This window comes from Mesorhizobium sp. WSM4844 (genome assembly GCF_055811775.1).
Genome location: NZ_JBVVQB010000065.1, coordinates 20,471 through 35,250 on the forward strand (window position 1 = coordinate 20,471; position 14,780 = coordinate 35,250).

Below are 14,780 nucleotides of genomic sequence, written 5' to 3' on the forward strand. Positions count from 1 at the left end.
GGGAGAGGATGCCGGCAGGCAGGTGAGGGGCAGCGCCAACGCTCTCCCCTGAAGCGACTTTCCCTTTCCCGGGTCATGCGCTAGTCAACAAAAGAACGGCGGAACGCCACTGGGAACCGGGACGGACGAGAGCATGCCAGGCGACGACGACACAGTGCTGCAGTTTCCGGTCCTGATCGGCGACATCGGCGGCACCAATGCGCGCTTTTCGATCGTGCTCGACGCGGATTCGGAACCAACCGAACCGCAGATCGTCCAGACCGCCAATTTCAACACGATCGACTCAGCGATCCAGGCGGCGGTGCTCGACCGCTCGTCGGTGCGGCCCAGCTCCGCCGTGCTGGCGGTGGCCGGCCCGGTCGACAGCGACGAGATCCCGCTCACCAACTGCCCGTGGATCGTCAAGCCGAAAAAAATGTTTGCCAGCCTCGGCCTCGGCGACGTCGTGGTGCTCAATGATTTCGAGGCGCAGGCGCTGGCCGTCGTGGCGCTCGGCGAAGAGCATATGGAAAAGATCGGCGGCGATGCGCCGGAGCCCAATGCCGGGCGCGTGGTGCTCGGCCCCGGGACCGGGCTTGGCGTCGCCGGCCTGGTGCACGCGCTGAACCACTGGATCCCGGTGCCCGGCGAGGGCGGGCACATGGATATCGGGCCGCGCTCGCCGCGCGATTTCCAGGTGTTTGCGCATATCGAGAAGCTCGAGGGCAGAATCTCCGGCGAACAGATCCTGTCCGGACGCGGCCTGGTCAATGCCTACCGGGCGGTGGCCAAGGCGGACGGCAAGCCGGCGCCGTTGACCACGCCGGCCGAGGTCACCGCCGCGGCGCTGGCGAAGTCGGATCCGGTGGCCGAGGAAGCGCTGTCGCTGTTCGTCACCTGCCTGGGGCGCACCGCCGGCGACCTTGCGCTGGTGTTCATGAGCCGCGGCGGCGTCTTCCTGACCGGCGGCATCGCGCAGAAAATCCTGCCGGCGCTGAAGTCAGGCAATTTCCGCGCCGCCTTCGAGGACAAGGCGCCGCACAGCGAATTGATGCGGACCATGCCGGTCTATGTGATCACCCATCCGCTGGCAGCGCTTTCCGGCCTTGCCGCCTATGCCAGAAACCCATCGCTGTTCGGCGTCCAGACGGCGGGGCGACGCTGGCGGGCGTGACCCCACAGAGTTTTTGCCGGCCTCGGCCATAGGCAAGCCGGCACCGGGGCGCTAAGAGGATTGCCGAATTAACCCGGCCGCGGAGCCGGACCGACGTCACGGAACGATCCCGACTTGAGCCAGTCGCCAAACACCCAAGCCCCAAACCACCAAGCCAAAGCCCGGCCCGGCGAGGTCGTGGCGGTGATCCGCCGCATCCTCGCCGAGAACGGCCGCGACTATCGCTGGTATTATGTTCTGGCCGTTCTGTGCCTGGTGATGGTTGCGGCCACGACCGCCTTCACCGCCTGGATCATGAAGGATGTCGTCGACCAGATATTCTACCAGCAGCGCGGCGATCTCATTGCGCTGATCTGCTTGTTGATCCTTGGCGCCTTCATGCTGCGCGGGCTGGCCACCTACGGCCAGGCGGTGACGCTGGCCAGGATCGGCAACAATCTGGTGGCGCGCTACCAGCGCCGCATCTTCGCCCATCTGATGAAGCTCGGCATCAATTTCTTCAACGACACGCGCTCGGGACGGCTGGCCGCCCAGATCAACGAGAACGTCAACGGCATCCGCGACCTCCTGTCGATGACGCTGACATCGTTGGCACGCGACGTCGTATCGCTGATCGCGCTGATCGGCGTCATGATCTGGCAGGATCCGATGCTGTCGCTGATGTCGCTGCTGATCGGGCCGCCACTGATCTACACCGTCGTCTATCTGACCCGCAGGATAAGGCGCGCCACCCGTGAAGCCGTGCAGATAAACGCGCGGCTGATCGGCGCCATGCAGGAAGCAACGCAAGGCATCGCCATCGTCAAGGCGTTTACGCTGGAGGACGAGCTGTCGCGCCGCATCAGCGATCTTGTCGCTGGCGCCGAGCAGCGGGCGAACCGCATCGCCCGCGTCTCGGAACGGTTATCGCCGATCTCCGACATGCTGGCCGGTTTCGCCGTCGCCGGCGTCATCGCCTATTCCGGCTACCGGGCAGCCGTCGGCGGCCAGCCGCCCGGCGCGGTGTTTTCCTTCATCACCGCGCTGCTGCTTGCCTACGACCCGGTCCGGCGGCTGGCGCGCATGCAGGTCGGCATGGAACGGGCGCTGGTCAATGCGCGCATGATCTACGAGTTGCTCGACCTCGAGCCGCAGCAGGGCGACGCGCCCGGTGCGGCCGAAGTGAAGATCACCCGGGGCGAGGTGCGCTTCAACAATGTGTCGTTCGGCTATGTCGCCGACGCCCCGGTGCTGCAGGATCTCAGCTTCGTTGCCGCCGCCGGCAAGATGACGGCCATCGTCGGCGCCTCGGGCGCCGGCAAATCGACGCTGGTGGCGCTGCTGCAGCGTTTTTACGATGTCGAGGCGGGCAGCATCGAGGTCGACGGCCAGGACATTTCGCAAGTCACCAAGCAGTCGCTGCGCCGCTGCATCGCCTATGTCTCGCAGCAGCCCTATCTGTTCGAAGGCAGCATTCGCGACAACATTCGCTATGGGCGGTTGAGCGCCAGCGACGCCGAGATCGAACTGGCCGCGCAACAGGCCGAGGCCGATGGCTTCATCCGCCAGCAGCCGCAGGGCTATGACACCCCTGTCGGCGAAGGCGGCCTGACGCTGTCGGGCGGCCAGCGCCAGCGCCTGTCGATCGCTCGCGCCATCGTGCGGCAGGCGCCGATCCTGCTGCTCGACGAGGCGACCTCAGCACTCGACAACGAAGCGGAAGCGCGCGTCCAGCAGGCGCTGACCCAGATCATGGCGGGGCGCACGACCATCGTCATTGCGCACCGGCTGTCGACCGTGGTCAATGCCGATCATATCATCGTACTGGAACAGGGCCGGCTGGTCGAGCAAGGCACGCATGCCTCGCTGATGGCCGACCCGCACAGCGTCTATGCCCGGTTCCACCGGGTGCAGGGCAACAAGGGGCTGGGGCTTGTCGACGACGGCAAGCCAATCCAAACTCTGCTGCGGCGCGCGAAAAAAGCGATTGGGAGAAATTTATGAGCGGTACGGCCACAAACGACCCGCCCGTCAGTGAAATGGGCCTGGTGGTGGTCGGCGCGGCCGGTCGCATGGGCCAGGCGCTGATCCGCGCCATCCACACCATTCCGGGCGCCCGCGTCGCCGGCGCGATCGAGCGGGCCGGCTCGCCGCATCTCGGCAAGGATGCCGGCGAACTGGCCGGCATCGGCACTATCGGCGTGGTGATCGGCGACGATCCGCTGCCGGCTTTCGCCAGAGCCGACGGCGTCCTCGATTTCACCAGCCCGGCGGCGACCGTCGAATTCGCCGGCTATGCGGCGCAGGCGCGCATCGCCCATGTCATCGGCACCACCGGCTGCTCGGCGGACGACAATGCAAAGATAGCGGCGGCGGCGCGCCACGCGACGATCGTCAAGTCAGGCAATATGAGCCTCGGCGTCAATCTGCTGGCGGTGCTGGTGGAGCAGGCGGCGCGCGCGCTCGATGCCGACGATTTCGATATCGAGATCCTGGAAATGCATCACCGGCACAAGGTCGATGCGCCGTCGGGAACGGCGCTGCTGCTCGGTGAAGCCGCCGCCGCCGGGCGCGGCATCGACCTTGACGGGAACAGCGTGCGGTCGCGCGACGGCCATACCGGCGTGCGCAAGACCGGCTCGATCGGCTTCGCCACGCTGCGCGGCGGTTCGGTGGTCGGCGACCACAGTGTTCTGCTGGCCGGCACCGGCGAGCGCATCACGCTCGCTCATCATGCCGAGGACCGGGCGATCTTCGCCCGCGGCGCGGTCAAGGCCGCACTGTGGGCGCGCGGCAGGAAGCCGGGTCTGTATTCGATGCGCGACGTGCTCGGACTCGCCTGAGACGATCTCATCCACCAAACTGAAGGAGCAAAAATGTCGGGAACTCTCGTGCTCGTGCGCCATGGCCAGAGCGAATGGAACCTGAAGAACCTTTTCACCGGCTGGCGCGACGTCGACCTGACCGAATTGGGCCACGCCGAGGCCAGGGAGGCGGGCGCCAAGCTGAAGGCGCGCGGCATGAAATTCGACATCGCCTTCACCTCGTCGCTGATCCGGGCGCAGAAGACCTGCCAGCATATTCTCGACGCGGTCGGCCAGAGCGATCTCGAGACCATCCGCGACCAGGCGCTGAACGAGCGCGACTATGGCGACCTCTCCGGCCTCAACAAGGACGACGCGCGCCAGAAATGGGGCGAGGAGCAGGTGCATGTCTGGCGCCGCTCCTACGACGTGCCGCCGCCCGGCGGCGAAAGCCTGAAGGACACCGGCGCGCGCGTCTGGCCCTATTATCTGCACGACCTGCAGCCGCATGTACTGCGCGGCGGCACAGTCCTGGTCGCGGCGCATGGCAATTCGCTGCGCGCGCTGATCATGGCGCTGGACGGCAAGTCGGGCGAGGAGATCGTCAGGCTGGAGCTCGGCACCGGCGTGCCGGTCATCTACAGGCTCAACGCCGATTCGACGGTGGCATCCAAGGAAGTGCTGGCCGGCTGAGCCGGCGGGGCAGCTTTCAAAAAAGCGCGTTGACACTCACCGTTTGCCCGCCTAAAGAGCCCGCACCAGCCCAGATGGCGGAATTGGTAGACGCGCACGGTTCAGGTCCGTGTTCCGCAAGGAGTGGAGGTTCGAGTCCTCTTCTGGGCACCAATCCCTTTGTAAGCTCTTGATTTCCTGGAAACCTTGGGTTTCCGGGTCATCAGCTGCTACACAAAGGTGCTGTCGCCTTGCGAATGACCTCACCCAACAAGGCGGCCGCGGTTGTGAGCATCTTCCCATACGGAATGTCATCGAGTAGCGTGCAGGGGCGGCATGTGACGGCGCTCTCCTTGGCGAATGCACTGCTGCACCTTCAGCAGCTGCCGTCAGAAGATGGGGCTGGTGTCACAACCCGGTGCTTGCCGTGACAGATTGTTCCCGTCCCGGTTCTTTTTCGGCACCGAAACGAGGGGAAAGAAATGCACAACCGATTTCGGCGGTGCCTGCGGAGAATGTCGCTGGCGGCATTGACGATGCTGGCGGTTCCGGTCCACGCGGCTGATCTCGTCATTGCAATGCCGAACTGGCCGTCGGGCCAGGCGACGGCAAACATTCTCAAGGTCAGCCTGAAGCAACATTTCGGGCTCGATGCCGATGTGCGCGAGATGGGGACGCTCATTGCCTTTGCCGGCCTCGATTCGGGCGAGGTGGATATTCATCCCGAAATCTGGCTGCCCAACCTGGACAATCTGGTGAAGAAGTATGTCGACGGCGCCGGCACGGTAGCCATCAGTCCCATCGGTGTGCCGGCATGGCAGGGCATATGCGCCACCCGCGAAACTGCCGACAAATTTGGCATCCGCGACATTTCGGATCTCACCGACCCGCGCAAAACCGCCGCGTTGGACACGGATCGGGACGGACGCGGAGAACTCTGGATTGGCGCCGAGGGTTGGTCCTCGACGGCGATCGAGCGTGTCCGCGCCAACAGCTATGGCTACGCCGAGACAATGACATTGCTGGAGACGCCGGAGGATGTCGGAATGGCGGCTGTCGATGCCGCGGTTGCCACGGCTCATCCGATGGTGTTTGCCTGCTATGCGCCGCATCACGTGTTTGAACTGCACGAAATTGTCCGGCTTGCCGAGCCGCCTTTTGACCCGGCAAAGTGGAAGATCGTGCTGCCTTCCGAGGACCCGCTCTGGGTCTCGAAGTCCAGCGCGCCTGTGTCATGGGATACGGCACATTTCCACATCGCTTACGCCACCTCGCTGCGCAAGAAATATCCTGAGGTGGTCGCGTTCCTGGAACGGATCGCCCTCAAGCCCGAGGACGCCACCAAGATGAGTTATGCGCTCCAGGTGGAGCGCCAGGATCCTTACGAGTACGCCAAACAATGGGTCGCCGCGCAGGGCGCTCGGGTGCAAGGGTGGGCAAATCCATGACCGGAAAGCTGACGATCGCGGGACGCACCGCTCTCCAGCGGCGCTGCCTGACGGCAATTGTCGCGGTAGCGCTCGGTCTTGTCGCGGTGGCGGCGCTGGCTGCCGGAACCCAGGTTTTCGATCCGAAAACCCGCAAATGGGTGGACTATGACCGCGCCAAGGCGCGCAAATACTATGCCGCGCATAATCAAGTGCCAGAGGCGTTTCGCCCGCAGATGGTCAAGTTCCGCACCGCGGAAGCCCCCGGTACGATCATCATCGACGGCAACCAGCATTTTCTCTACCTTGTGCAGCCGGGTCAGCGCGCCATGCGCTACGGTATTGGCGTCGGCCGGGAAGGCTTTGGATGGGCCGGAATCGTGCGCGTCGGCCGCATGGCGGAATGGCCGACCTGGACGCCGCCGGCCGAAATGGTCGCTCGCGATCCGAATGCTGTCAAACATGCGGGAGGCATGCCGGGAGGGCCCGACAACCCGCTCGGCGCCAGGGCGCTCTATCTGTATGAGCGCGACCAGGACACGATCTACCGGATACACGGCACGCCGGAGCCGTGGACGATCGGGCTCGACGTGTCATCAGGCTGCATCCGGATGCGGAACGACGACATCACCGACCTGGCATCGCGCGTCAAGGTTGGGGCCAAGGTCATCGTTCTCATGCAGGGGGCGGCACTTTACAAGGGTGTTTGAAGCCGGGGTGTGTGAAGCCGGGGTGTGTGAAGCGGCATTCGGAGAGGGACAAGCAATGTCGGCAAAACCTGCAGTGAGAACTTCGATCCGGGCAACAGCAATTGGGTTCCTGGCGGGGGCCTTGAGCGCTTGCGTCAGCACGCCGCCGCCGCCGCCGCCTCAGGACCAGATGTCCAGGACCCAGGTCGAGACGGCCCCGGCCGACCTTCAGCTGCTTTGCGCCGACGCAGCCGCCAAGGCGAGCGGTGCCGACAGCAGCAAAATACTTCCGGTTTCGTCGAGCAAGATCGACTCCACAACCTATCGGGTCGAACTCGATGCCAGCGGCAAGAAGACAAGCTGCCTTGTCGATACCGAAGGCAATGTCAAATCCGTTCAGCCCACCTGATCCGCTCTGGTCGAAGGATTTTGCGGCGATCTGACGATTGCCGCGAACGTGGCGTCGGCTTCGGACGTGACGATTGGTGGCGACCAGCCGCGGCGAGGTTCAGACACTAGGAGAAAAAGCCCGGCCGACGGCAGCGTGTCTCAACCCAGCGGCATCATCGCGATTGGCAGGTTCGGGCATTCGCTGTACCATTCCTGCGCCGGTCGGCGAAATTGCGCGTTCCGGCAAGGGAGAAACGTCCATGTTACGATCAATTTCGCTCGCGGTTTTCCTGGCGGTCGTTCCTGCGGCAGCCTTTGCAAATTCATGCCCGACCATCATGGCCGCGATCGACGCGGCGTTGCCGACCGCGACGCTGGCCGAGGCCGACATGAACAAAGTCAAGGAACTGCGCGCCCAAGGCGAGAAATTGCACGCCGCCGGCGATCATGCAGGGTCGGAGGCTGCGCTCAACCAAGCCAAGTCGATGCTCGGCATATAATTGCGGCAAGCCGGCTGAGAGAAGCGCGAGAATGCAGCGGCTCAGGATAAATGCTGATCTGTAGTGATCCTTCGCGCCCCCCTCTGTCCTGCCGGACAGAGGGGGGCGCCTCGCTCCGCCATAAAAGGTTCTGCACCGTCGTGACGCTCTGATGTAACGGCATGGATCCCAGGGTTTCCGCGACGTCGCTTCGCTCCTGCTCCGCCCTGGGATGACGAAGGGAGGGGGTTTCGGCTAATCCTGGAGTTTGCGATTGCCACTGAGATTCGCCGCTGAAAGTGCTGTGGACCTTCGCTGCCGGCCGGTCGGGCAGACAAATCTCCAACGCTGGCGATTGGCATAAACCACCACGGCTTCGGTAGGCCGAGTCAGGGTTGCGTGGGTTGGTTCACCCCAAGCCGATGCGCCTGGCGCCTTGCCGGAACAGGGCTGCGGCGTCCGGCTCGAAGCGGAAGGTGCCGATGAAATCGTCGGCACAGTAATTCGGCAGCGTCTTGCGGATGGCGGCCGCGAAAGTGCGGGCCTCGTCAAGCCGCCCCGCCAGCGCAAGACAGTGCGCCGCGATCGCCAGGATGATGGCATGCGCGTTGGGACGGGCGGCGGCCTTCAGCGCCCATTCGGCGGCCTCGTCGAACTGGCCGAGGCGGACATGCGCCATCGCCCTGGCGCCGAGCATGCCGAACAGCAGCGGATCGAACGGACTTAGATGGCGCGAGTGATCGGATGAACCGATCGCCGCGTTCGGATCACCCGACTGCGAGTGGACAAACGAAAGCGCGTAGTGGCCGAGCGCAAAGTTGGGGCTGAGATCGACGGCCCGTTCCAGCTCGATGAGCGAGCCGTCCTGCTCGCCGCGCAACCACAGCGCCCGGCCCATGGCCCAGTGCGCGGCCGGATTGTGATCGTCGACCAGAAGACTTTGGCCGGCGGTCTCGAAGGCGAGCGCGCTTTCCTGGTCGCGGTCTCCCCAGCGCTGAAAGGCGTTCTGCCAATGGGTGAAGGACAGGCCGGCATAGGCGCGGGCGAAGGTCGGATCGAGCTTCAGGGCCATGTCGAAGAAATGCCGGGCCTGCTCGTTTTCCGTGCGGGTGAAGCGATACATGTGCCAGAGGCCTCGATGGTAAGCCTCCCAGGCATTCAGCGAGCTGGGGGCTTTCAGCATGGCGCGGTTGCGCTCGACCATCTCGATCTCGGCCGAGATCGACGAGACGATGCTGTCGCCGATGTCGTCGAGGACGGCAAAGATGTCGTCGGGCCTGCGTTCGAAGATCTCGGCCCAGACGATCCTGGCCGTGCGCACCTCGACAACTTCGACGCTGACCGCGACACGGCCAGCCTGGCTGCGCACCGTCCCGGTGGCGACGTAGTCGACGTTGAGTCGCCGGCCGGCATCTTCCGGCGCGACGTTCTTTTCGGCCAGCGCAAAGACCGAGCCGCGGGCGATGACGAAGAAATCCCTGAGCTTGGCCAAACGGGTGATGATGTCGTGAGTCAGGCCGTCGGCCAATCCACCGCGAGAGGGGCAGCCGCGAGGGCCGCCGATCCCGGCTTCCTCGACAAACGGCATCACCGCGAGCGAGGCCTTCGACGTAGCAGTATCGGCATGGGGAAGCACAATTGACGCTTGCGCGGCTGCCGGCAACAGCGCCGGCTGCGCCCGGAGCGTCGCGGCAGGTCGTTCGCTGCGGATCGACCGCCATGCCTCACGAACGCGTCCGAAATCCAGATCCTCCGAAGCAAACAGCTGCGCCGCCGAGGCAAGATGGTCCTCGCAGGCGGCGATCTGCCCGCGTCGCGCCAGGCTTGTCAGAAGAGCCACGTGCGCGCGCTCGTCGAACGGATTGAGTTCCAGCCATGTCTCCAGATGCGCGGACATTTCGTCGGCATCCGCCGGCAGCTTGCTGACCAGCTGTTCCAGAATGGCGGCGTGCCACGAGCTGAAGCGGCGGCGTTGCGCGATAAGCCAGCTGTTGAAATGCGGGCTGCGGTCGATCTCCAGCCCGTCGAGGAAGTCGCCGACGAATAGTCTGGACAGGGCCTGCAGCCGCTCAAGATCGAGCGTCTCGATGCCGCTGGCGGCGGCCGAGGCGACATCGACGGCGTCGACGGAAATGCCCTTCAGATCGAGCGCGACCGTGTCGCCTGATGTTTCGATCCTGTGGCGATCCGGTTCGTCAAAAATGCCCCTGAGCTTGCTGAGGCACCAGCGAAGCTCGCCGCGCGGATCGTTCGGCACATCCCACAAAAGCTCGCACAGACGGCTGCGGCCGACGGCATGCGGCGCGAGCGCCAGATAGGTGAAGAGCGCGCGCAGCTTGCGCGATGCCGGCAGTTGCACGGTGGCGCCGTCGCGGATGACCGTCAGCGGCCCGAGCAGCCGCACGGACAGCCCGGCCGCTGCGCCGTCCAGGCTCGATCGAGCGGATTCCACGTGCGTTTCCACGCTTGCTCCCACGCTGGCCAGTTGTCCTTTGCTTTACCATCGAAAGCGATCGAGTGCATCCGGCAACGAATTTTCCGCGCCGGTAGCCGGCATTGCCACCGTTCCGGGCCGCGTTGGCGGCACCGGAACCGTACTGCGGCAAGGTCTCGAAACCTCGCCGCCCAAGCCGCCGGTTTGTAACCGGCTCGTGACGACGACACCTCGTGACGACAACAATAAGGGGAGAGCAGACATGTTGCAGCAACGGAAAATCAGGACCACGGCCGGGCGCGGCCGCCTGTTCGACAGCATTATCGACACGGTCGGCGACACGCCGGTGATCAGGATCAACAATCTCGGCCCCGATCATGTGACGATCTATGTGAAGGCCGAGTTCTTCAATCCGGCGGCATCGGTGAAGGACCGGCTGGCGCTCAACATCATCGAAGAGGGCGAGCGCAGCGGCGCCCTGAAACCGGGCCAGACCGTCGTCGAGGCAACCAGCGGCAACACCGGCATCGGCCTGGCCATGGTCTGCGCACAGAAGGGCTACCCGCTGGTGGTGACGATGGCCGACAGTTTCTCCATCGAGCGCCGCAAGCTGATGCGCATGCTGGGCGCCAAGGTGGTGCTGACGCCGCGCGCCCAGAAGGGTTTTGGCATGTACAACAAGGCGGTGGAACTCGCCGAGGCCAATGGCTGGTTCCTGGCCCGCCAGTTCGAGACCAAGGCCAATGCCGCCATTCACGAGGCGACGACGGCGCGCGAGATCATCAACGACTTCGCCGGATCGCGGCTCGACTGCTTCGTCACCGGCTACGGGACCGGCGGCACCGTCGTCGGTGTCGGGCGCGTGCTGCGCCGCGAGCGTCCCGAAACCCGGATCGTGCTGGCCGAACCCGCCAATGCCCAGTTGATCGGCAGCGGCAAGGCGCAGCAGCGCGGCGCCGACGGCGCACCCGCCGCCAGCCATCCGGCGTTCGAGCCGCACCCGATCCAGGGCTGGACGCCGGACTTCATTCCCAACGTCCTGCAGGAGGCGGTCGACGCCAGCCTCTATGACGAGGTGGTGCCGATTGCCGGGCCCGAGGGCATCAAATGGGCCAAGGCGCTGGCGCAAAAGGAAGGGATTTTCACCGGCATTTCCGGCGGAGCCAGTTTTGCGGTGGCGCGCCAGATCGCCGAAAAAGCCGCACCCGGCTCGGTGATCCTGTGCATGCTTCCCGACACCGGCGAACGCTACATGACGACTCCGCTGTTCGACGGCATCGAAGCCGAGATGGACGCCGAGGAGATCGCGCTGTCGCGCTCAACACCGGGCTGCCAGTTCCCGGCCGCATAATTGCGCATCGGGAGCAACGGGGATGGACGCCATGCTGAAAGCCGCCGGCACTGCCGATATGGTTGCCGAAGAAACGCTCGATCCGGTCGACTGGGCCGATGTGCAGGCGCTGTCGCACCGGATCGTCGACGACGCCGTCGACTATCTGCGCGATGTCAGGGAACGCCCGGTGTGGCAGGACATGCCGGCGGAGGTGAGAGAATTTTTCGCGGCGCCCTTGCCGCAATCGCCTCAACCGCTTGCCCAGGTCTATGGCGAGGTCGCCCGCAACGTGATGGCCTACCCGATGGGCAACATCCATCCGCGCTTCTGGTCCTGGTATATGGGATCGAGCAATTTCACCGGGGCGCTCGGTGATTTCCTGGCGGCGGTGCAGGGCTCCAACCTCGGCGGCGGCAACCATGCCGCCGCGCTGATGGACAGCCAGGTCGTCGACTGGTGCAAGCAGATGATGGGCTTTCCGCAATCGGCCAGCGGCACGCTGGTCAGCGGCGGCTCGATGGCCAACATCATCGGCCTGACCGTGGCCCGCAACGCCAGGGCAGGCATCGACGTGCGCGAGCATGGCGTTGCCGCCATCGACAAGCCGCTGCGTTTCTATGGCTCGGACCAGCTTCACTCCTGCCACCGCAAGGCGATGGAGGCGCTCGGCCTCGGCAACCAGGCGCTGCGCCGCATCCCGACCGACGCCGGATTGCGGATCGACATCGACGCGTTGCGGGCGGCGATCGCCGAGGACCGCCAGGCGGGTTTTCGGCCGGCCTGCGTGATCGGCACGGCAGGCACCGTGAACACCGGCGCGATCGACGATCTGCAGGCGCTGGCAAGGCTGGCGGCGCAGGAAGACCTCTGGTTCCATGTCGACGGCTGCATCGGCGCGCTGATCGCCATCGCGCCGGAAAATTCCCATCGCGTTGCCGGCATCGAGCACGCCCACTCGATCGCGCTCGATCCGCACAAATGGCTGCACGCTCCGTTCGAGGTCGGCTGCGTGCTGATCAGGGATGCCTCTGCCCATCGCAGCACGTTCGCGGTGACGCCGGAATATCTCGAATCGACGCCGCGCGGCCTCGCCTCGGGGCAGTGGCTGCATGATTTTGGCCTGCAGACGTCACGCGGTTTCAGGGCGCTGAAAGTGTGGATGGCGCTGAAGCAGCACGGTATCGAGAAATTCGGCCGCCTGATCGACCAGAACATCGCGCAAGGACATTATCTCGGCGCCCTGATCGCGGCCGAACCGCTGCTGGAACTTGTCGCGCCGCCGAACATCAACATCGTCTGTTTTCGCTACCGTGGCGACGGGCTGACGGGAGAGCGGCAGAAGGAACTCAACACCGAGATCATGCTGCGGCTGCAGGAAGACGGCATCGCCGTCCTCTCGGATACGACGGTGCACGGCCAGCATTGCCTCAGGGCAGCGATCAACAACCACCGTACCCGGCGCGACGACCTGGATTTGTTGGTGCGGGAAACGGTGCGGCTTGGGCAGGAGATTTCAAGGCCTGGCACCGCTCTCCCTTCTCCCCTTGTGGGAGAAGGTGGACGCGAAGCGGCCGGATGAGGGGTGTTCCAGCTTGGCACCGCCGCACTCCATCCAGCACCCCTCTTCCGTCTTGGCGCTGCGCCAATCCACCTTCTCCCACAAGGGGAGAAGGAAAGACCCGCGATCACGCCTCGAGCCAGACCTTCTCGAAATGCTGCTCCAGCGACTGATGCTGCTCGCAGCCGTGCACGCCCTTGCGGAACGTCCGGTAGACCGAGCGCCAATAGGGCTGGATGATGATGCCGGAGTCGCGCAGATTCCGCTCGATCTTGGCCATGATCTCCTTGCGCGCACTGGCGTCGGGTGTGGCCAGCGCCTTGTCGAGCAAGGCGTCGAACTCCGGATTGGCGTAGGCGGTCTCGTTCCAGGCAGCGCCCGATCTGTAGGCCAGCGCCAGCACCTGGACGCCCAGCGGCCGGCCGAGCCACTCGGTGCAGGAGAAAGGATATTTGCTCCAGTCGTTCCAGAACGTCGCCGCCGGCAGCACGGTGCGTTTGACCTTCAGCCCGGCGTCGCGCATCTGCGCGGCGATGGCGTCGCCGGTGTTCTTCTGCCAGTCGACATCGACGGAGATGAGCTCGTATTCGTGATCGGACTTGCCGGCCTCGGCAAGCAGCGCCTTGGCTTCGTCGACATTGCGGACGGCCGGGCCGATATCGGCGTATTCGGCATGCATCGGGCCGACATGATGGTTCTCGGCCGGCTTGCCGCGGTCGTCCATGCCGATCTTCAGGATTGCGGCATTGTCGACGGCGAGCTGGGCGGCGCGCCGCACCCTGATGTCGCCATAGGGCGGATTGCCGACGTTGAAGCGCGCGACGATGGTCGAGCCGGTGGCAAGCTCGGAATTGCTCAGACCCATGGCGTCGGTCTGCGAGACGGTATCGGCGGCGGTTTCGTGGTTGGTGTCGATCTCGCCCGATTCGAAGGCCGAAAACATCGCATTGGGATCGGAGCCGTAGTCGACCCATTGGATGCCGTCGAGCCAGAAATCGCCCTTCCACCACGGCTTGTCCTTGCGGCGGACCTCGGCGCCGACCTCGGCGTCCCATGCCACCAGTTCGCAAGGTCCAGTGGTGATCGCCAGGGCCTTCAGCGGATCGCCGTCGCCGTCGTAGCTGCGGTGCATGATCAGCGCCGGATAGTCGGTCATGCCGGCAATCAGCGAAATGTCGGGCTTCGGCAGATTGAGTCGGACGGTAAAGTCGTCGACACGCTCGATGCCGCCGTCGATCGGCTTCTTGGTGGCGGCGTCGACCAGCGCCCCCATCCGCTCGGCGACCGAATTGCCGGCAACGCTCGCATCGCACCAGCGCGTCAGGTTGTGGACAACGTCGTCGGCGTTGAAAGTGTCGCCGTTCGACCAGGTGATGCCCTTGCGGACATGCAGCGTCAGCACGCGGGCGTCGTCGCTGGTCTCCCAGCTCTCGAGCAGCCACGGCTCGAAGGTGAAATCGCGGTTCCAGCGCACCAGATATTCGTTGCAGTGGCGGGCGACATTGGACATTTCGACGCCGTCGAAGGTGCGCGGGTCCTTCCAGCCCTTGACGTTCATGGCGACGCGCAAGACGCCGCCGCGCTTCGGCTCCTGCGCCCTGGCCGGGAAAGGCGCGAGGCCGCCAAGCGCCAGCGCGCCGGCGACGCTGACGCCAAGTGCTGCCATGGTGGCGAGATATTCGCGCCGGTTCATGCTGCCTTTTTTAAAACCGTCGGCGACGGGCTCGGCCTGCGGATGCAGCGCTCTTTCGGTCAGCATCAACTTCATCGTCGAATCCTCCCTGTCGGGGGGGGGGGGGGGGGGGGGGGGGGGGGGGGGGGGGGGGGGGGGGGGGGGGGGGGGGGGGGGGGGGGGGGGGGGG

The 14,780-nt window shown here is 65.1% G+C and carries 12 protein-coding genes and 1 tRNA gene; 11 read left to right on the forward strand and 2 right to left on the reverse strand.

All coding sequences use genetic code 11. The features are described 5' to 3' along the window. Nucleotides 1–133: 133 nt before the first annotated feature. The 9 genes from AC0L2A_RS31270 to AC0L2A_RS31310 all read left to right on the forward strand — a co-directional run bounded on the left by AC0L2A_RS31270 (nucleotide 134) and on the right by AC0L2A_RS31310 (nucleotide 7,614). On the forward strand, nucleotides 134–1,153 hold the full coding sequence (locus AC0L2A_RS31270; RefSeq protein ID WP_473612085.1) for a glucokinase: 1,020 nt from the start codon (nucleotides 134–136) through the stop codon (nucleotides 1,151–1,153). 114 nt (nucleotides 1,154–1,267) lie between these two features. Beyond that, a complete protein-coding gene (locus tag AC0L2A_RS31275) occupies nucleotides 1,268–3,136 on the forward strand; it encodes an ABC transporter ATP-binding protein (RefSeq protein ID WP_473612086.1) in 1,869 nt (622 codons plus the stop codon). Then, a complete protein-coding gene (gene dapB, locus AC0L2A_RS31280; protein ID WP_473521854.1) occupies nucleotides 3,133–3,975 on the forward strand; it encodes a 4-hydroxy-tetrahydrodipicolinate reductase in 843 nt (280 codons plus the stop codon). Before AC0L2A_RS31275 ends, dapB begins: the two co-directional genes overlap by 4 nt. 33 nt (nucleotides 3,976–4,008) lie before the next feature. After that, nucleotides 4,009–4,629 (forward strand): 2,3-bisphosphoglycerate-dependent phosphoglycerate mutase, encoded by a 621-nt coding sequence (locus tag AC0L2A_RS31285; RefSeq protein ID WP_236393119.1) that lies wholly within the window; start codon nucleotides 4,009–4,011, stop codon nucleotides 4,627–4,629. A gap of 68 nt (nucleotides 4,630–4,697) precedes the next feature. Continuing rightward, nucleotides 4,698–4,782, forward strand: a tRNA-Leu gene (locus AC0L2A_RS31290). Nucleotides 4,783–5,090: 308 nt separating this feature from the next. Then, nucleotides 5,091–6,056, forward strand: a complete 966-nt coding sequence (locus tag AC0L2A_RS31295; protein ID WP_473612088.1) for an ABC transporter substrate-binding protein — start codon at nucleotides 5,091–5,093, stop codon at nucleotides 6,054–6,056. Then, nucleotides 6,053–6,745 (forward strand): L,D-transpeptidase, encoded by a 693-nt coding sequence (locus AC0L2A_RS31300; RefSeq protein ID WP_287065731.1) that lies wholly within the window; start codon nucleotides 6,053–6,055, stop codon nucleotides 6,743–6,745. Before AC0L2A_RS31295 ends, AC0L2A_RS31300 begins: the two co-directional genes overlap by 4 nt. 169 nt (nucleotides 6,746–6,914) lie before the next feature. Next, complete coding sequence (locus AC0L2A_RS31305; RefSeq protein ID WP_036263676.1) at nucleotides 6,915–7,133, forward strand: hypothetical protein; 219 nt, start codon at nucleotides 6,915–6,917, stop codon at nucleotides 7,131–7,133. 241 nt (nucleotides 7,134–7,374) lie between these two features. Further along, nucleotides 7,375–7,614 carry a hypothetical protein gene (locus AC0L2A_RS31310; protein ID WP_023803696.1) on the forward strand — a complete coding sequence of 80 codons (240 nt, stop codon included), beginning with the start codon at nucleotides 7,375–7,377 and terminating at the stop codon, nucleotides 7,612–7,614. Nucleotides 7,615–8,002: 388 nt separating this feature from the next. Here the strand turns inward: AC0L2A_RS31310 and AC0L2A_RS31315 are convergent, their stop codons facing one another. Beyond that, nucleotides 8,003–10,045 (reverse strand): BTAD domain-containing putative transcriptional regulator, encoded by a 2,043-nt coding sequence (locus AC0L2A_RS31315; RefSeq protein WP_473612089.1) that lies wholly within the window; start codon nucleotides 10,043–10,045, stop codon nucleotides 8,003–8,005. A 244-nt stretch (nucleotides 10,046–10,289) separates the two neighbouring features. Between AC0L2A_RS31315 and AC0L2A_RS31320 the strand changes: the two genes are divergently transcribed. After that, a complete protein-coding gene (locus AC0L2A_RS31320; RefSeq protein WP_287215583.1) occupies nucleotides 10,290–11,378 on the forward strand; it encodes a PLP-dependent cysteine synthase family protein in 1,089 nt (362 codons plus the stop codon). A 22-nt stretch (nucleotides 11,379–11,400) separates the two neighbouring features. Next, the gene (locus AC0L2A_RS31325) at nucleotides 11,401–12,939 is read left to right on the forward strand and encodes a pyridoxal phosphate-dependent decarboxylase family protein (RefSeq protein ID WP_473612090.1); all 1,539 of its coding nucleotides are present in this window, start codon (nucleotides 11,401–11,403) and stop codon (nucleotides 12,937–12,939) included. Between the two features lie 106 nt (nucleotides 12,940–13,045). Here AC0L2A_RS31325 and AC0L2A_RS31330 read toward each other — a convergent pair whose 3' ends face one another. Beyond that, nucleotides 13,046–14,686 (reverse strand): ABC transporter substrate-binding protein, encoded by a 1,641-nt coding sequence (locus AC0L2A_RS31330; RefSeq protein ID WP_473612093.1) that lies wholly within the window; start codon nucleotides 14,684–14,686, stop codon nucleotides 13,046–13,048. Nucleotides 14,687–14,780 lie beyond the last annotated feature (94 nt).

Bases quoted from the DNA above. Each gene is read 5' to 3' on its own strand.
- AC0L2A_RS31270 (WP_473612085.1), top strand. From the start codon at position 134: ATGCCAGGCGACGACGACACAGTGCTGCAGTTTCCGGTCCTGATCGGC.
- dapB (WP_473521854.1), top strand. From the start codon at position 3,133: ATGAGCGGTACGGCCACAAACGACCCGCCCGTCAGTGAAATGGGCCTG.
- AC0L2A_RS31285 (WP_236393119.1), top strand. From the start codon at position 4,009: ATGTCGGGAACTCTCGTGCTCGTGCGCCATGGCCAGAGCGAATGGAAC.
- AC0L2A_RS31295 (WP_473612088.1), top strand. From the start codon at position 5,091: ATGCACAACCGATTTCGGCGGTGCCTGCGGAGAATGTCGCTGGCGGCA.
- AC0L2A_RS31300 (WP_287065731.1), top strand. From the start codon at position 6,053: ATGACCGGAAAGCTGACGATCGCGGGACGCACCGCTCTCCAGCGGCGC.
- AC0L2A_RS31305 (WP_036263676.1), top strand. From the start codon at position 6,915: ATGTCCAGGACCCAGGTCGAGACGGCCCCGGCCGACCTTCAGCTGCTT.
- AC0L2A_RS31310 (WP_023803696.1), top strand. From the start codon at position 7,375: ATGTTACGATCAATTTCGCTCGCGGTTTTCCTGGCGGTCGTTCCTGCG.
- AC0L2A_RS31320 (WP_287215583.1), top strand. From the start codon at position 10,290: ATGTTGCAGCAACGGAAAATCAGGACCACGGCCGGGCGCGGCCGCCTG.
- AC0L2A_RS31325 (WP_473612090.1), top strand. From the start codon at position 11,401: ATGGACGCCATGCTGAAAGCCGCCGGCACTGCCGATATGGTTGCCGAA.
- AC0L2A_RS31330 (WP_473612093.1), bottom strand. From the start codon at position 14,686: ATGAAGTTGATGCTGACCGAAAGAGCGCTGCATCCGCAGGCCGAGCCC.